The organism is Arcobacter defluvii (assembly GCF_013201725.1).
Lineage (GTDB): Bacteria > Campylobacterota > Campylobacteria > Campylobacterales > Arcobacteraceae > Aliarcobacter > Aliarcobacter defluvii.
Window position 1 is genome coordinate 1162080 of sequence record NZ_CP053835.1, and the last position, 16603, is coordinate 1178682.

At 25.0% G+C, this 16603-nt stretch carries 19 protein-coding genes; 8 read left to right on the plus strand and 11 right to left on the minus strand.

From position 1 onward, the window contains the following. Window positions 1-94: 94 nt before the first annotated feature. Window positions 95-652, plus strand: coding sequence for an RBBP9/YdeN family alpha/beta hydrolase (locus ADFLV_RS05835; protein WP_129011087.1), 558 nt, complete (start codon window positions 95-97; stop codon window positions 650-652). Between the two features lie 24 nt (window positions 653-676). Here ADFLV_RS05835 and ADFLV_RS05840 read toward each other — a convergent pair whose 3' ends face one another. Next, window positions 677-1081 (minus strand): hypothetical protein, encoded by a 405-nt coding sequence (locus tag ADFLV_RS05840; RefSeq protein WP_014473913.1) that lies wholly within the window; start codon window positions 1079-1081, stop codon window positions 677-679. Window positions 1082-1378: 297 nt separating this feature from the next. Between ADFLV_RS05840 and ADFLV_RS05845 the strand changes: the two genes are divergently transcribed. The 5 genes from ADFLV_RS05845 (at window position 1379) to ADFLV_RS05865 (ending at window position 4173) form a co-directional block, all read left to right on the plus strand. After that, window positions 1379-1744, plus strand: a complete 366-nt coding sequence (locus ADFLV_RS05845; RefSeq protein WP_129011086.1) for a hypothetical protein — start codon at window positions 1379-1381, stop codon at window positions 1742-1744. 26 nt (window positions 1745-1770) lie between these two features. Then, window positions 1771-2325 (plus strand): hypothetical protein, encoded by a 555-nt coding sequence (locus ADFLV_RS05850; RefSeq protein ID WP_129011085.1) that lies wholly within the window; start codon window positions 1771-1773, stop codon window positions 2323-2325. Between the two features lie 191 nt (window positions 2326-2516). Continuing rightward, on the plus strand, window positions 2517-3071 hold the full coding sequence (locus ADFLV_RS05855) for a TetR/AcrR family transcriptional regulator (RefSeq protein WP_129011084.1): 555 nt from the start codon (window positions 2517-2519) through the stop codon (window positions 3069-3071). A 67-nt stretch (window positions 3072-3138) separates the two neighbouring features. Continuing rightward, window positions 3139-3648: an HPP family protein gene (locus tag ADFLV_RS05860; protein ID WP_129011083.1), complete on the plus strand. Its 510-nt coding sequence runs from the start codon at window positions 3139-3141 to the stop codon at window positions 3646-3648. A gap of 9 nt (window positions 3649-3657) precedes the next feature. Continuing rightward, window positions 3658-4173 (plus strand): pyridoxamine 5'-phosphate oxidase family protein, encoded by a 516-nt coding sequence (locus ADFLV_RS05865; protein ID WP_014473918.1) that lies wholly within the window; start codon window positions 3658-3660, stop codon window positions 4171-4173. Window positions 4174-4197: 24 nt separating this feature from the next. Here ADFLV_RS05865 and ADFLV_RS05870 read toward each other — a convergent pair whose 3' ends face one another. Continuing rightward, window positions 4198-5232: a D-alanine--D-alanine ligase family protein gene (locus ADFLV_RS05870; protein WP_129011082.1), complete on the minus strand. Its 1035-nt coding sequence runs from the start codon at window positions 5230-5232 to the stop codon at window positions 4198-4200. Window positions 5233-5492: 260 nt separating this feature from the next. Between ADFLV_RS05870 and ADFLV_RS05875 the strand changes: the two genes are divergently transcribed. Next, window positions 5493-6719 (plus strand): DEAD/DEAH box helicase, encoded by a 1227-nt coding sequence (locus ADFLV_RS05875; RefSeq protein WP_129011081.1) that lies wholly within the window; start codon window positions 5493-5495, stop codon window positions 6717-6719. Window positions 6720-6724: 5 nt separating this feature from the next. Here ADFLV_RS05875 and ADFLV_RS05880 read toward each other — a convergent pair whose 3' ends face one another. The 3 genes from ADFLV_RS05880 to ADFLV_RS05890 are packed head-to-tail and all read right to left on the minus strand — an operon-like array spanning window position 6725 to window position 10655. Beyond that, entirely contained in the window at window positions 6725-8809 is a 2085-nt protein-coding gene (locus ADFLV_RS05880) for an EAL domain-containing protein (protein ID WP_164968500.1), read from the minus strand. Between the two features lie 46 nt (window positions 8810-8855). Further along, window positions 8856-9257: a PAS domain-containing protein gene (locus ADFLV_RS05885; protein WP_129011079.1), complete on the minus strand. Its 402-nt coding sequence runs from the start codon at window positions 9255-9257 to the stop codon at window positions 8856-8858. 9 nt (window positions 9258-9266) lie between these two features. Further along, entirely contained in the window at window positions 9267-10655 is a 1389-nt protein-coding gene (locus tag ADFLV_RS05890) for a methyl-accepting chemotaxis protein (protein WP_041654729.1), read from the minus strand. 89 nt (window positions 10656-10744) lie between these two features. On the opposite strand from ADFLV_RS05890, the gene ADFLV_RS05895 reads away from it, so the two are divergent. Further along, the gene (locus tag ADFLV_RS05895) at window positions 10745-11005 is read left to right on the plus strand and encodes a helix-turn-helix transcriptional regulator (protein ID WP_014473925.1); all 261 of its coding nucleotides are present in this window, start codon (window positions 10745-10747) and stop codon (window positions 11003-11005) included. Between the two features lie 29 nt (window positions 11006-11034). Here ADFLV_RS05895 and ADFLV_RS05900 read toward each other — a convergent pair whose 3' ends face one another. The 6 genes from ADFLV_RS05900 to coaD are packed head-to-tail and all read right to left on the minus strand — an operon-like array spanning window position 11035 to window position 16592. Next, on the minus strand, window positions 11035-11772 hold the full coding sequence (locus tag ADFLV_RS05900; RefSeq protein ID WP_129011078.1) for a sulfite exporter TauE/SafE family protein: 738 nt from the start codon (window positions 11770-11772) through the stop codon (window positions 11035-11037). Between the two features lie 2 nt (window positions 11773-11774). Beyond that, the gene (gene cysE, locus ADFLV_RS05905; RefSeq protein ID WP_129011077.1) at window positions 11775-12527 is read right to left on the minus strand and encodes a serine O-acetyltransferase; all 753 of its coding nucleotides are present in this window, start codon (window positions 12525-12527) and stop codon (window positions 11775-11777) included. Next, window positions 12517-14328 (minus strand): biosynthetic arginine decarboxylase, encoded by a 1812-nt coding sequence (gene speA / locus ADFLV_RS05910; protein WP_014473928.1) that lies wholly within the window; start codon window positions 14326-14328, stop codon window positions 12517-12519. The genes cysE and speA overlap by 11 nt, the downstream gene beginning before the upstream one ends. Window positions 14329-14330: 2 nt before the next feature. Continuing rightward, window positions 14331-15572: a histidine--tRNA ligase gene (gene hisS / locus ADFLV_RS05915; protein ID WP_014473929.1), complete on the minus strand. Its 1242-nt coding sequence runs from the start codon at window positions 15570-15572 to the stop codon at window positions 14331-14333. Continuing rightward, entirely contained in the window at window positions 15562-16131 is a 570-nt protein-coding gene (gene tmk / locus ADFLV_RS05920) for a dTMP kinase (RefSeq protein WP_129011076.1), read from the minus strand. Before tmk ends, hisS begins: the two co-directional genes overlap by 11 nt. Continuing rightward, window positions 16116-16592 (minus strand): pantetheine-phosphate adenylyltransferase, encoded by a 477-nt coding sequence (gene coaD, locus ADFLV_RS05925; protein ID WP_014473931.1) that lies wholly within the window; start codon window positions 16590-16592, stop codon window positions 16116-16118. Before coaD ends, tmk begins: the two co-directional genes overlap by 16 nt. Window positions 16593-16603 lie beyond the last annotated feature (11 nt).

Here is a 16603-nt window from a genome sequence, read left to right on the forward strand (position 1 = left end):
GTTTATTAAGAAAAAAGATGCTATATAAAATATAATTATAAGTATATAAGGTATATGATGTTTTCATAAATAACTATATTACAAAGGAGATAATATGCATATTTATATAATTCATGGCTATTCTGCATCCGTTGAAGCACATTGGTTTTCTTGGTTAAAAGAGAAATTAGAAGAAGAAAATGAAGTTACAATTATAGACTTACCAACTCCTCAAAATCCAAATCCAAAAGAATGGAATGACGCTTTAAAAGAACAAATTAAATTCATTGATAAAAATTCATTTTTTATAGCTCATAGTTTAGGTTGTATTAGTTTACTCAAGTTTTTATCAGAAAGCAAAATTGAAGAAAAAATTGCAGGATATATACTAGTTTCTGGTTTTAATGAATCTTTACCTAGTTTAAAACAATTAGATCATTTTTTAGAAAAAAGATTAGATTATAAAAAGTTAGAAAAAATAACAGATAATAAAATTGTTATTGGCTCAAATGATGATTATATTGTGCCAGTTGTATTGACACAAAGACTTGCTTTTTTATTAAGTGCAAATTTTATTTGTCTTGAAAAAGGAGGACACTTTTTAGATAGAGATGGTTATACTAATTTTCCTCTTTTATTATCAGAATTTAAAAAAATAAAATTCAATGAATAGAATAAGAATATATTAAATAAAGTTTTATTTTTTATATTCTTGTGTTCTAATTCGTCTTTGTATTTCTCTTTTTACAGCATTAATAGCGTATTTTTTATTTCCACCTGGAATACTTGTTACTATTTGTGAGTCACATTTTTCACAAATAAAATCAGTTTTTACAACTTCTGTATATCTTGTATGACAAGAACTTTCATCATATACTAATATTGAATCACATTTAGGACAATAACATTGAATATCAATTATTTCATCTTTTTCCCATTTCCATCTCCAATTTGCATCATAGATAAAATCTTCTAAATATTTAGTATATTCTGCTTTTTTACTACTTGTAAGTAATAATAAAAATTTTATTATACTAACAAGTGCTAAAACAGAAATAATTAACAATAACCAGATAGGAAGAGTGTATGAAGTTAATAACATATTATAACTCCAAATAGTACCAGTATAAATTAGTGCTAATAAATCAACTATATATTCATGAGTTTGAGGAATAAAGAATAAAGCAATAATACCTATTATCAGTGAAAAAAGAATAATAAGGCTTATTTTTATTTTTGAATTTTTTATTTGAATACCTTTTTTAGGTTAGATTTTTTCGAATTATATAGTATGGAGACTAAAAAATAAATTTCTGAATTAAAGACATTTATAATTTTTTATTAAAAAAGAATTTAAAGAAATAAAGAAATGATAAAATAAATAAAAGGAAAATAGCAAATGAAAAGAACTTCTTATGAAAAAGATAGCAATGGTGAATACGCAGAACTTTTCCTAAATGTAAGAGATTTCATAAAAATCTGTATAGGAAATGATGCAAAAGAAAAACATTGTGAAAATATAACAACACTATATTCAAAAGAGGGTGGATTTTGTTATATAAAAGTTAAAGAAAATTATATTCATATTGGTTGGTTTAGAGGTCGATATATAAATGATAAATACAACTTTCTTTTTGGAAAAGGAAAAACTATAAGAGGACAAAAAGTTCATAAACTTGATAAAATTACAAGAGATTCTATAAAATATTATGTAAATGAGACTTCGATGTTTTTGTTTAGACATAATGCTTTGAAGAAATTATGAATATGAAATAAGGGAATTTATATTTTATGTATACAAAACAAGAAGTAATAGGTTATATTTGGCAATATTCACGATATTATGGAAATTTATTAATATCTTGTGAAGAAATAATTAAAGTTGAGAATTTTAGTGGTCATGATTCACTAATATATTTGTTTAATATATTAGAAAATATTGTTAAATCTCAAATAAAGAATTATGAACAAAATTTTGTGAAAATAATAGATGAACTTAAAGAAAGAAATTATATTAGTGAAATTGAATATAATTTTTTGAACAATAAAGAATATGGAATCAGAAGAATAAGAAATCCATTGGCTCATTCGAATTTATCAAAGTATAATATTATATTCTTATTTGAAGATACTAAACTTTTATTCCCTTTAACTGAAGATGCAACTTGTACAAAATTTTATGAATATTTTTCAGATATTTTATTTAATTTAATGTTGAAAATTATTAGTAATAATTTTATAACTCCAATTTCAATTAATTTAGATGAAGATATAAAAAAATTAAAAATAAGAATTCAAGAAATTACACCTGAAGAATTATTATCATATAAAGGTATTGATTATTAACAATTAAAAGGTTGGAATGAAATGTCGGAAGATAATAAATACAAAATGGTAGAAAATGCTTTAGATGTTAATATTTATACTCATATATTCAAAATGATGAATTTAGAAAATAAATTAAAATAAAATTCTATAAATAATTCTTTAAGCAACCATAAGCTAAACTTTTACCAAACAATCGTTTGGATAAAAATATGGCAATCAAAAAAACATCAAAAGAAGAGATTTTAAAAGAGTCTATTAAACTTTTTAAAATACGAGGATATTCAAATACTTCTATGGCAAATATAGCTGAGGCTTGTGGGCTTATCAAAGGAAGTATTTATCATCATTTTAAGAGCAAAGAAGAGATAGGTTTGGAGTCTTTAAAGTATATTCACAACTATTTTGCTGAGTTTATTTTTTCTATTGCTTATAGAAGTGATTTGAGTGATAAACAAAAAATCGAGCTTTTTGTAAAAAAAACTGATGACTATTTTTTACATAGTGAAGGTGGTTGTCTACTTGGAAATTTAGCTTTGGAAGCTAGTAGTTTAAATCTTGATTTTAAAGAAGAGATAAAGCTTTATTTTACAGATTGGGAAAATGCTTTGATAAAAATCTTTGAAAATAAATACTCAAAAATAGAAGCATCAAATCTGGCAAAAGAGTATGTAGCTTTAACTCAAGGTGCCATAATGATGATGAATTTATATGATTCATCACAAAATTATCTAAAAGTAGGCGAAAAAATCATTAGTTTAATCTAATGGTTTTTTTTTATCTTATTTAAACAAACAATCGTTTGGTTGTTTAAATTTATTAAAAAGGAAAAATATGAATTATCTTGAAAAATTTAAAGGGCAGGGTGTTGAACTTCCACCTAAATCATCTATATATGAAATTGCCTTTGCTTGGTTAGGTGGATTTATCTCTATATTTATTATTGGTTATCTTACAAAATCTTATGATAATCTTTTGGTTATGGGTTCTTTTGGAGCCTCTTGTGTTTTGTTATTTGGCTTTCCTAAAAGTCCATTTTCACAACCAAGAAATGTAATCTTAGGGCATTTCTTATCTACATTTATTGGTTTAGGTTTTTTACATATTTTAGGAAATGAATATTGGAGTATGGCTTTAGCTTTGGCAACTGCAATTGCAGTTATGCTTGCAACAAATACAGTTCATCCACCAGCAGGTTCAAATCCTTTGATAGTGTTTTTATTGGGTGTAAATTGGGATTATTTGGTATTTCCTAGTTTAATAGGTGCTATTATTTTAGTTATAGTGGCTCTTTTTTATAATAATTTACATAAAAATAGAGCTTATCCACAATATTGGTTTTAAAGGTTTATTATGGAAATTTTTACACAAGAACATCTAATAGCAAGAGAAAAATACGGTACGACAAAACAAGCGGAGCTTATACTTGAAAATATGGATACAAGAACTCCAAATGATAGGATGATAAAATTTATTGAAAATATGAACTATTTTTTTCTAGCAACTTCTAGTAAAGATGGAAGAGTTAATGTAAATTTTAAAGGTACAAAATCAAAAAGTTTGATAAAATTTTTAGATAAAAATAGGCTAATTTTCCCTGATTTTGATGGTAATGGAATCTTACATTCAGTAGGTGATATTGAATCAAATCCACATGTTGGATTATTGATAATTGATTTTTTGAATGATATTAGAATAAAAATAAATGGTAAAGCTAAAATAATAGATGATAAAAATGAAATTATAAACTATTTAGATATCTTTGATTCTTTTAATTTTTCAAGATTGATTGAAGTGCAAATAGAATATATCATACCAAATTGTTCTGCAAACTTAAGTGTTGTAAGAAATTCGATTTTAAGATATTGACATTTATGTCAATATCTTTGATATTTAAAATTCAATTTCTTTAGGTGTTGATAAATTTGTATCAACAATTTTTAAAATCATTTCTTCATAAGACATATTTTCATTTATAAAAAATGCTTTATAGAAATAACCTTCATCAAGACTTGGCATAAAATCAGCTGCTAAAAAATGAAAAATACCATTGAAACTCATTTTTATATCAATTTTACCAATACCCTTTCCACCCAAAGCCCTAAAAGAGTTTATTGCAATTGAAGATACTTCTTTTCTGATTTTTTTATCAGTTATAGCTATAATTTCTTCTAAATTACTCTTTCTTGCATCAAAATCTAAAATCTTGTGACCATTTTTATTTTTGCAAGCAATGATTTCAACAGGTAAAATCATTAAAATATTTTTTGATTTATTTTCTAAAATAGAAACGCTATATTCTTTCCCTGATAAATAATTTTCTACTAAAGTACGAGATTTTTGATTATTATAAATATCCAAAACCTTTGCTTGGTATTTTTTAAAATCAAAAACTACTGATTGGGCATTTATATCTTCTGGATTATTCTTTTTTTCAGGTTTTAAAAACAAAGGAAAAGTTACAGGAAGTAAACTTTCTATTTCATGTTCATTTGGTTGTGTTGTAAAAAAATTTGCTGTGTTTATGTTCTCTTTTTGTACAATTTGTTTTGCAAGATTTTTATCATATTCATTTTCAAAAGCATTTTTATTTGATGAAATATAATTAATATTATGTTTTTTTAGATAATCTGAAAACCAAATTTTTTCTTTTTTAAAATTAAAATATTTAATACGAGAAAATACCAAATCAGGTTTTTTTGTTATTAATGTTTTTAAATCATCTTCATTTTTTATAGTAGTAACTAAAACTTTTTCATAGTTTTTAGATAATATCTCCAAAATTAATTCTACATTTAAATCATCTTTCATATCTGTTTTTGTTAGAGAATTTGGAGTTGTTACAATCTCTATATATTTATTGATTTTAGAAAAAGGTTTGATAATAAAAACTTCTTGATCACTAAGAGTATTATTTTGTATTATCATTTCGATATATTAAAATATCTTTTTTGCATATTTTGTCCTTGTTAGGTAGTTTTTCATGATTAAGTAGTTTATTTTTGATTGAAAGAACTACCTAAAGTTATCTAGGGTAGCGTAAATAGTATTAATTACATATTTGTATTTTTTTCTTTTAAATATTTAATATATACAAAAAAATTGGATAATTTTTAAATTGCTTGAATAAAGGCAAATAATCATAAAATAGCACAATTCAAATATAACATAATCAAAGGACTTTCTATATGCCATTTTTAAAACTAAATCTTTTAGCCCAATTAAATAAATCTTTAGTTGAAAATGATTATATAAATCCTACTTTGATTCAAGAAAAAGTGATTCCTCTTATTTTAGAAAAAAAAGACATCATAGCTAAAGCACAAACTGGAAGTGGAAAAACAGCAAGTTTTGTTTTACCTCTTCTTCAACTTTGGACAAATGAAAATTATGAAGGAAAAGCAAAAATAAAAGCTTTGGTTTTAGCTCCAACAAGAGAATTAGCTTTACAAATTTCTTCTAATTTTGAAATGTTTTCAAAATATTTGGCAAAAAAACCAAAAATTGTTAGCGTTATTGGTGGTGAAAATCTTGGTCAACAGCTTTTAGATATTCAAAAGGGTTGTGATATTGTAGTTGCAACTACTGGAAGATTGGTTGATATTATAAATAAAAAACAATTAGATTTATCAAAATTAGAGTTTTTTATTTTAGATGAAGCTGATAAAATGCTTGATTTAGGTTTTGAAAAGGAATTGGAAATTCTTTTGGAAATGATACCAACAAATAGACAAAATCTTCTTTTTTCTGCAACATATCCTACAAAAATTCAGAATATTATTTCAAAAATTACAAAAAAAGCTATTGAAGTATCTATTGATGAAATGCCAACTGTACAAAAAATAAATCAAAGAGCAATAGCTGTGAATATTGAGAATAGAAGTCCTCTTTTAAGGTATCTTATATCAACAAATAACTGGGAACAAATTTTAGTTTTTATGGCAAATAAAAGAGCTTGCGATAATATTGCTTTTAAATTTAGAAAATATAATTTTGATGCTCTCTCTTTTCACGGTGATTTATCTCAAGAAGAAAGAAATGAAACTTTAAAAGATTTCAAAAATAAAAAAATAAAGATTTTATTTGCCACAGATATTGCAGCACGAGGACTTCATATAGATGATATAAGTTGTGTTGTAAATTTTGATTTACCAAGAGCAACAGCTGATTATATACATAGAATAGGAAGAACAGGGCGTGCTGGTAAAAGTGGAGAAGCTATATCTTTTATAGGATTAAAAGATTTTGAGCATTTTGCATTAATTGAAAAAAGATGTAATATTAAGTTAGAAAAAGAACAAATTGAAGGTTTTGAACTTATAGGTACACCTCAAAAAATAGAATCTACCGCACCTAAAAAAGGGAAAAGAAAAAGTAAAAAAGATAAACTAAGAGAGCAGAATTTAAAAGATTAATTCTTTTAAATTAATTTCTCAGGCTCGTGTAAATAATATCCTTGTGAATAATCAATATCTAATTTTTTAACACATTCATATACTTCTTTGTTATGTACAAATTCAGCTACTGTTTTTATATTTAAAGCTTTTGCAAAAGTTACAATAGTTTCAACTGTTAGTTCTAAATTTTTATCTAAATGAATATTTTTTATTAAAGAACCATCAATTTTAATAATATCAATATCAAGTTTGATTGTATATTCAAAGTTTGAGTAACCAGTACCAAAATCATCAATTGCTATTTTACAACCTATTTTTTTTGCATTTATTATAAAATTATTTACTTCTTGAAACTCTTCAATACCTTCTGATTCTACAATTTCAAAGGTGATTTGCTTTGCAGTTTTTGTTTTTGAAATAGTATTAAAAATTGAGTTCATTGTATAACTATCTTTTAAATCTTCTAAAGTTAAGTTTAGAGTAAATTCAATATTCGTATCTTTAAAATAATTACAAGCTTTTTTTACTAATTTTCTTGTCATTGATAGATAAAGTTTTGCTTTTTTCGATGCTTCTAAAAATCTAAAAGGTGATAATATAGTTCCATCTTCAAGTTGTATTCTCATCAATGTTTCATATTTTATTTCATTTGTTTTGTTATTTACTATTTTTTGTCCATATACTAAAAGATTGTCTTTTAAAAGAGCATTTCTTAGATTTTTGATTAGTTGCCTATTTTCTTTTAGTTTGTCGTAAATATTCATATTTTCATCTAAAAATAAGATATTTTTATTGTTTTCTTTTGCAACACGAAGTGCAAATTCTGCTCTTGTTAATAAATTATCACTAATAAGTTCATTACTACATGTACAAGCAACACCAATTGAAATAGTTAAATAAAAATTATTTTCATTTACATGTATTGGTTCAAAATTTATATTTTTTAATAGAGTATTACAAACTTTTTTTAATTCATTTAAAGAAAAATTTCCAAAAGCTAAAAATACAAAAATATCATTTGAAATTCTATAAATATTTAAATTTGTAGATTTATATTTTAGTAAATTGTTAGCAAACTCTTTTAATAGTAAATCACCTATTTCAAAGCCATAAAAATCATTTATATTTCTAAATCTATCTATGTTAATTATTGCTATTTTAGGATTAATTAAGGTCTTTAAATCTTTTAATAATTTTTGTCTATTGTCTAATGATGTAAGTTCATCTAAAAATTGTTCTTGAATGATTTTTTCTTTTTCAAAAAGCTGAGTTATATCATGTCTAATTGCAATATATTCAAGAATATTATGGTTATTATCCATAATTGGAATTATTGTTGTATCAACATAATAAGGTTCACCATCTTTTCTTTTATTGGTAATTATCCCTCTAAATATCTCTTTATTTAATAGAGTATTCCACATATCTTTGAAAAATTCTTTTGTCATACTTGGATGACGAATGATATTGTGACTTTTACCTATAAGTTCTTCTTTTTTATATCCAGAAATCTCACAAAATCTATCATTTACAAAAGTAATAATTCCCTTATTATTTGCTTTTGAGACAATAGAACTCTCATCAATAGCATTTTTGTATTCATTTAATAAAAAAAGTGTATCTAAAAGTTTTTCTTTATCAACATCACTATTTTCAATAATTTCGTTAATTTTATGTATATATTCTCTTTTTTGAGATATTAAGATATTTTGTTTTTCTAACTCTTTTTCTAATCTTTTTATTTCATCTAGTTTTTTCCATTTTGCAAAAAAAACTTCTCTTCCTTGAAATATTATCTTTTTTAAAAATGTTTCAACATAAAAATTTTCATTTTTGATTGTTTTATGCAACCATTCAAATTTTATAAAATCTTTTTCTTGGCACTCATTTAAAAGGTTTTGAAATTTAATAGATGAAACTTGATTATCTGCTTGATATAAAGGAGAAATTTGAGAATGATGCATAGATTTTATATCATTTTTTGATAATAAACCAAGCGTTTCAATAGCAGATTGATTACATTCTATAAAATAATCTTTATCAAAGATAATTATTGGATCATCACAAAATTCAAAGATATTTTTATAGAAATAATCCTTCTCAAACATTAATTTCTCCATTTTTTTATAAGTATTAATTATATAATTAATTGATTTAATTTTCTTCTTTTTTTAATTCTTTATATGTTTCTATTGTTTTTATTATTTCATCTTGTGTAGCTTTTCTTCTACAAGAAAGATAACCTTTTTCTCCATCACAAGATTCAAAAGGATAAATAGTTGCATATACCCAATAGTATCCCCCCTTTTTAGTAGAGTTTTTTACATACCCTGTCCAAATTTCTCCTTTTTTTATAGTTTCCCATAAATTTTTAAAAGCAATTTTTGGCATATCTTTATGTCTCACCATATTATGAGGTTTACCTATTAATTCATTTATATCATATTCTGCGATTTTACAAAAATCATCATTTGCAAATTGAATAATTCCTTTTTCATTAGTTTCACTAACTAAAAAAGCATAATCATCTAAAATAGTCTCTTTTTCATTAATCATTTTTGACCTTTAAAATTTTTTTATTTTTGCTTGATTTACTAAATTTTGTGCTAATGTATTTACATTTATAGATATTTCTGAGAGATTTTCTGATTCTTTTGCATTTTCTTGTGTCAATTTTTCCATAGAGATAATTGCTTGATTAATTTGCTCTATACCATTTATTTGTTTTTTGTTTGAATTATTAACCTGATGAATTATCTCAATTGTATCTGAAATCTTTTCATATAACTTTTCATAATCAGTTATCATATTATTTGAAATATTTTTCCCATTATTAGCTTTTGTTGTTGCATCTTCAACAAGTATTTTTATTTCTTTAGCTGCTTGAGCACTTCTTGAAGCTAAATTTCTTACTTCTGAAGCAACAACAGCAAATCCTTTTCCAGCTTCACCGGCAGTTGCTGCTTCAACAGCTGCATTAAGTGAAAGAATATTTGTTTGAAATGCAATTTGGTCAATAACTATAATTGCTTCATTTATTGCATGAACTTTTTGATTTATTTCGTCCATTGATAAAACAGTTTGATTTGCTAGTTTTTGACCTTTTGTAACAGAATTTTTTACTTCATTTCCTAATAAAGTCATCTTTTCATATTCTAAACCGTTGTTTTTACTAATTTGAGTAATACTTTCTATTGAACTAGAAGTCTCCTCAATTGAAGTAGCTTGTTCATTTGTTTTAATAGATAAGTTCTTCATAGATTCTTTTAAAATTTCAGAATTTTTTTCTAGTTCCTTTCCATTTTCAGAATTTTGTTTTGCATTATTTGCTAATACAGTTCCTAACATATTAATTCCATCAACGACAGTTTTTAATCTAGCTTCAATATCTTTATTTAAGATAATCTTTTTTGTAAAGTTATCATTTGTATATTCATTTGTTACATCTTGGATATCTGCAAAAGTATTTTCTAAAGAATCTAAAGTTTTATTAATGCTATTTTTTAAAGTATAAATGATTGGATTTTTTGTATTTTGTTTAACTCTACATCTAAAAATACCTTTTTTTATTTTGTCAAATACTAAAATCATTTCACCAATAATTTTCATATCCATTTTTAAATTTGTATCAAAATCTTTTATAGCCTTATATAGATCTTCGTTGCTTTTTGAAAATTCATTTTTGTTAGTATTCAATTTTATATTGATTTTATTTTCTTTAAAAAAAATAAAATTAATAAAGTTATTTAGATTATCATTTATAAAATTTATATTTCTAGAAAATTCTTTCCAAAAAATAAAGTTTACTAAACAAACTATTATTATAAATAAAAAGATAAGAAATGAAACAAAATATAAATTAGCTATATCTGATAAAAATATGCTTAGTACACTAAATAAAAAAAATAAAACAAGTATAAAATTATTTATTATAAGTCTGTTTTTTAAATTCATAATTCTCCTATAGGAATGATTTCTGTAGAGAATTGTAGTTAAGTTATTTTTAAAATATCCTTATAGAAATAATTTCTATAGGAATAATAATGTTGAATTTGCCAGAAATAGCCACTGAAGAAGAAATAAATATCTTTTTTGAACAAATATCAAGAAATGTAAAAAGATTACGTATAGAAAGAAAGTTTAGTCAACTAGAAGTTGCATTATCCATAGGTCAGAAATCTTCAGGATTTTATGCTAATACAGAAAATAATGCTCATAATAAGCATTTTAATTTAGTACATTTATATAAGTTATCAAAATTATTTGAAGTGTCAATTGAAGAGTTTTTTAAAGAGATAAAATAAAAATATAAAAAAAGTTTTACTTTATAAATTTAAATTGTTTTATAAATCATAATTATTAAAACACCAATACTTAAAAGTAAAACATATTTTTTATATGAAGTTGCTTTTACGAGATGTTTTGCTTTTATTCCAAAATATACTCCAATAAGTGAAGCAATACCTATGATAGTTCCTTCATGGTAAAGCATTAATCCTTGTATTGATTGAGAAATAAAACCAGCTATTGAAGAAAAAATTACAAAAAATAGACCTAAAGAAGTTGCTATTTTTAAATCATATCTTAAAAATCCAACTAAAATTGGAGCTAAAATTATTGAACCACCAATACCAATACTCATAGCAATTGCACCAATAAAGAAACCTATAATAAAAAGAACAATTCTATGTTGTTCTTTTGTATCTTCATTTGTTCTTTCAGCAGGAGAATAAAATATTCTGATTATTGAGAAAATTAAAACAGCAATAAATACATATTGTAAAAATTCATTAGTGACATTTTTTACTATAAATCCACTTTGAAGACCTCCTACAAAGCCTCCTAGACCTATAATAAGTCCATCTTTTAAAACATTTTTAGCTTTTTTTACATTTAAAAAAGAGCCATAGATTGAAGAAAAAACCATTTGCATAATAGATATAGCTACAGCTTCTTTCATAACAAAACCAGCTAATACAAGTATAGGAACAAGTATCGTTCCTCCCCCAATTCCAAAAAAACCAGACATAAATCCCGCAATCAATCCAAACGAGAAAAGCTCAAATATCAAAATTAAGCCTTTTTGATTGAATTCATTGCTTCAATAAAATTATTATAATCTGTTTCAAGTTTTTCATCTTTTTCACTTACATCAATACCATCTTCTTCTTTTAATGCAACTTCAAGAACATGGATTCTTTCTAGTAAGTATTTAAACATCTCTTTATTGATATCTGGTAAATCACCATGAGCTAATTTACAATTTTTATTATCTTTTTTGATAATCTTAGCAGGAACTCCAACAGCTGTTGAATTTTCAGGTACATCACAAACTACAACTGAATTTGCTCCAATTTTTGAGTTTTGTCCAATAGTGATATTTCCTAAAACTTTTGCTCCACTTCCTATAACAACATTCGATTTTATAGTGGGATGTCGTTTACCTTTGTTTAAACTAACTCCTCCAAGAGTTACTCCTTGGTAAATTAGAACATCATCTTCAACAATAGTTGTTGCACCAATTACAACTCCAATTGCATGATCAATAAAAACTCTTCTTCCAATAGTTGCAGCTGGATGTATATCAGTTTTTGTAAAAAGAGAGCAGATTCCTACAAGTGCTCGTGCTAATTTTTTCCAACCATTATTATAAAGCCTATTTGCTATTCTATGATTGATAATAGCCCAAACACCTGGATAATTAAAAAATAATTCAAAACTTGAATCAAGTGCTGGGTCATTTAACTTTGGAACAGAAAAATCTTCTTTTATCTGTTGCCATAAAGAGATATTTTCTATATTTCCATTTATTTCATCATTCGTCATAATAACTCCATATAGTTTTTAAGTAACTGTTTTCATTTAGATATTTTTCTAAAACATTATAAGTTTCTTTAGATAAATGCTTTCCTAAAATAGATCTAATCTCACTTGTATCATAATCAATATCTTCTAGAATATCTATAATCTTTTGAGATTCAAGTATTTTTTCAAGTATTACTTTCCCATCTTTAAATACTATATTTACTTCAGTTGGGTGAGAGAATAGATTATGTTTCATTCCTAATGTATCTTGATAAGCACCAACATTAAAAAATCCTAAAAAATAGTCTTCTTGATTTAAGTTTACATCATGTAAGTAAAGAGGTTTTTTTAAATCAAATGGCAATTCTCCATCACTATCACAAGTAATATCCCATAAACAAGCACTTCTTGTTGGATTTTTATCTAAGTGAGTTATTGGCATTATTGGGAACTCTTGATCAATACCCCAATAATCAGGTAAAGATTGGAATAAAGAGAAGTTTAATAGATATTTTTCTTGAATATTTTCATCAAGTTTTTTTAATTCTTCATAATCATCTATTTGAAGTAAAGATATAGCTTTTTTAATAATTTGATGAGTTAAAATTTCAGCATTTGATCTATCTTGTAAATCAATATATCCTAAATCAAATAAAGTTAAAAGTGATTCCATATGATCAATACTATCGTGCATAAATTCATATGCAGTTTTTTTACTCATATCATTAAATAATTCATGTAATTCTTGTATTAATGGAGGATTTTCTTCTTTTAATTTTAGATGATCTAATTCGTATTCTGCTGAGAATAGTTCAAGTACAGGAGTTATTAAAACTGTAGATGCTGCACTTATAAATCTTCCAGATTCTGTAAAAATATTTGGTTCATCAACACCTTTTTGTTTTGCAATTTCTTTTAATGTAAAGACAACATCATTTGAAAACTCAGAAAGAGAATAAAACCTTGTTCTTTCATAAGCACTGTATTCAACAGCTAACCCACCACCAATATTGATAGAAGATAAATTTATTGCTCCTAAATTTTTAAGCTCAGCATATATATGTCCTGATTCTCTTAAAGCTTTTTTTAGTGGTTTAATTGAATTCATAGCAGAACCAATATGGAAATGAATCATTGTTAAATATTTAACTAAATCATTTTCTTCCATTAATTCATAAGCTTCAAGTATTTCTGTTGAAGTTAATCCAAATTTAGAGTTAATTCCTCCACTTTTTGCCCATAAACCACTTCCACCACTATGCAGTCTTACTCTTAATCCTATATTTGGACAAGCTAGTTTTGATTCTTTAAATACTTCAACAATCATTTCAAGTTCATTTAAACCTTCAATAATAATTGTTATATTATGTCCCATACTTTTTGCAATAAAACATAAATGAATCATCTCTTTATCTTTAAATCCATTTATAGTGATAGGCGAACCAATATTATTATATGTCATAGCAATAATTAATTCAGCTTTACTTCCAGCTTCTAGTCCATAATTATACTCTTTCCCTACACTTACAAGTGGATGAATAAAATTTGGTAATTGATTTACTTTTAAAGGGAAAACAGCATTGAATTTTCCTTTATAATCGTACTCTTTAATACTTGAATTAAAAGTGGTATATAATGTAGTTATCTGCTTTTCTGTGATATGTGGAAATCTCAATAATAAAGGACCTTTAAAATCCTGTTTTCTAATATCTTTAACAATAGATATCAATGAAGGTTTGCAATCAAAATTAACTTTTGCAACACCGTCTTCAATAATAAAATTACCATCACTCCAGATGTCTATACCATAATTGTTGTTCACTGCTAAAATTCCTCTAATTTTAAATTTGTTTCTTCTTTTGTTTTTAAATCTTTTACGTAAATTGTTCCATTTTTAAGCTCATTTTCTCCAATTAGAGCAACAATATTTGCTCCTAATTTTTCAGCTATTCCAAAATGTTTTCCAAAACTTCGTGGCGCGTATTCTACTAAAGTTTTTGTTGTTTTTCTCTTTTGATTTGCAACTTTTAGCACAGTATTTAAAGAATTTTCATCTAGTGCTCCTATGTATATCACATCTTGATTACATTGTGGCATCTTAATTAACTCTAATAATCTTTCTATTCCTATTGCAAATCCAATTCCAGCTGTACTTTTACCACCTAAAAACTCAACTAGTCTATCATATCTTCCACCACCAGCTATTGCACTTTGAGCTCCAATTTCATTGCTTACAAATTCAAATGCAGTTTTATTGTAATAATCTAATCCACGAACTAGGTTAGAATCTACTTCATACGAGATGTTATTGAAGTCTAAAATTTCTTTTAATTTTTCAAAATCAGTGTCACATGAATTACATAAACTTGTAGTGATTTTTGGTGCATTGTGTAATAATAATTGACATTTTTCATTTTTACAATCTAAAACTCTAATTGGATTAGTTAAAATCCTTCTATTACAATCTTCACAAAGTTCATCCTTGAAAGATGTTAAATGCTTAACTAGGTTTTCCTTATACGGAGGCATACACTCTTTGCAACCTAAAGAGTTGAGTTTTAAAGTAAATCCAATTCCAAAAAATTCAAGTATTTCTTTTATCATAATAATAATATTTGCATCTTCATAGACTGAATCAATTCCAAAAACTTCACAACCAAATTGGTGAAACTCTCTAAGTCTACCTTTTTGTGGTCTTTCGTATCTAAACATTGGACCATAATAATACCATTTATAGTTACCACCTGCACGGTCAAGCTTTTTTTCAACAAAATGTCTTACCACACCAGCAGTTCCTTCAGGTCTTAAACATACGTCATTTTCACCTTTATCTATGAATTGATACATCTCTTTATTTACAATATCACTACTTTCTCCAACACTTCTTTTAAACAAAGCTGTTTCTTCTAAAAGGGGTGTTTCAATATACGAAAATCCATAATTTCTTGCAATTCTAGAAGCATTTTCGACAAAATATGTAAATAAACTACTCTCTTCATTTACAATATCTTTCATACCTCTTAAACTTTGTATAGTTTTGATATTTTTTATTTCATTATTTGGCATTTATAAAATCCTCAATCTTTTGTTCTATCTCTTCTATTTTTAAACTAGCATCTATAAAAATATAATTTATATTTAGTTTTTTTATAGTTTCTTCCATTCTATTTTGAATATTTATTAAATAATCAATTCCTCTTAATTCAATTGAATCATTCTCTTTTTGCGATAATCTAAATTTTAATTCTTCAGGTGATAATTTTAATAAAATTACATGGCTAGGTAGAGTATTATTTGTTGCTATTAAATTCAAATTAATTAATTTATCAATATCAAGTTGGCTCGCATAAGCAATTCCTGAAATCATTGACCTATCAGAAATTATCATTTTATTTTCACTATTTTTTATAACTTCTTCTATATGTTCAGCACGATCTGCCAAAAATAAAAACATCTCTGCTATTTTTGATTTAGCTTCACCACTTAAAGCCATAGTTCTTAACTTTATACCTAAAGTCGTTCCACCTGGCTCTTTTGTAAAAGTTGCCTTTGGAAATTTCTTTTTAAGAAGTTCTAATTGAGTAGATTTTCCAGCTGTATCAATTCCTTCTATAACTGCATACATTCAACAACTCTTGCTGGAACTAAATGTTCAAATTTTCCATTAAATCTTATAATTTCTCTTACTATTGTTGAACTTACAAAAGCATTTTGTAGAGTTGGCATAAGATATAAAGTCTCTATTTTTTTATTTATTGAAGAGTTAGCATAACCCATTTGTAGTTCAAATTCAAAATCAGAAACAGCCCTTAATCCTCTAATTATTGTATGAACTTCTAATTCTATTGCTAAATCTACAAGTAGAGTATCAAATCCTAAAACACTAACACCACTTATTTCTTGAGTTGATGCTTTTACAAATTCAACTCTTTGTTCATGTGAAAACATAGGCTTTTTTAGTTCACTTTTTGCAACAGCAATAATCACTTCATCAAATATATTTGCTGCTCTTTTTATAATATCCAAATGACCATTTGTAATTGGGTCAAATGTACCACTATATATTGCTTTTTTATATGAATTCATAGTAATATCCC

Coding starts and splice junctions, on each gene's coding strand:
- ADFLV_RS05875 (WP_129011081.1), top strand. CDS start 5,493: ATGCCATTTTTAAAACTAAATCTTTTAGCCCAATTAAATAAATCTTTA.
- ADFLV_RS05885 (WP_129011079.1), bottom strand. CDS start 9,257: ATGATTAATGAAAAAGAGACTATTTTAGATGATTATGCTTTTTTAGTT.
- ADFLV_RS05865 (WP_014473918.1), top strand. CDS start 3,658: ATGGAAATTTTTACACAAGAACATCTAATAGCAAGAGAAAAATACGGT.
- ADFLV_RS05890 (WP_041654729.1), bottom strand. CDS start 10,655: ATGAATTTAAAAAACAGACTTATAATAAATAATTTTATACTTGTTTTA.
- ADFLV_RS05860 (WP_129011083.1), top strand. CDS start 3,139: ATGAATTATCTTGAAAAATTTAAAGGGCAGGGTGTTGAACTTCCACCT.
- cysE (WP_129011077.1), bottom strand. CDS start 12,527: ATGACGAATGATGAAATAAATGGAAATATAGAAAATATCTCTTTATGG.
- ADFLV_RS05880 (WP_164968500.1), bottom strand. CDS start 8,809: ATGTTTGAGAAGGATTATTTCTATAAAAATATCTTTGAATTTTGTGAT.
- ADFLV_RS05850 (WP_129011085.1), top strand. CDS start 1,771: ATGTATACAAAACAAGAAGTAATAGGTTATATTTGGCAATATTCACGA.
- ADFLV_RS05855 (WP_129011084.1), top strand. CDS start 2,517: ATGGCAATCAAAAAAACATCAAAAGAAGAGATTTTAAAAGAGTCTATT.
- ADFLV_RS05835 (WP_129011087.1), top strand. CDS start 95: ATGCATATTTATATAATTCATGGCTATTCTGCATCCGTTGAAGCACAT.
- tmk (WP_129011076.1), bottom strand. CDS start 16,131: ATGTATGCAGTTATAGAAGGAATTGATACAGCTGGAAAATCTACTCAA.
- hisS (WP_014473929.1), bottom strand. CDS start 15,572: ATGCCAAATAATGAAATAAAAAATATCAAAACTATACAAAGTTTAAGA.
- ADFLV_RS05845 (WP_129011086.1), top strand. CDS start 1,379: ATGAAAAGAACTTCTTATGAAAAAGATAGCAATGGTGAATACGCAGAA.
- ADFLV_RS05840 (WP_014473913.1), bottom strand. CDS start 1,081: ATGTTATTAACTTCATACACTCTTCCTATCTGGTTATTGTTAATTATT.
- coaD (WP_014473931.1), bottom strand. CDS start 16,592: ATGAATTCATATAAAAAAGCAATATATAGTGGTACATTTGACCCAATT.
- ADFLV_RS05895 (WP_014473925.1), top strand. CDS start 10,745: ATGTTGAATTTGCCAGAAATAGCCACTGAAGAAGAAATAAATATCTTT.
- ADFLV_RS05870 (WP_129011082.1), bottom strand. CDS start 5,232: ATGATAATACAAAATAATACTCTTAGTGATCAAGAAGTTTTTATTATC.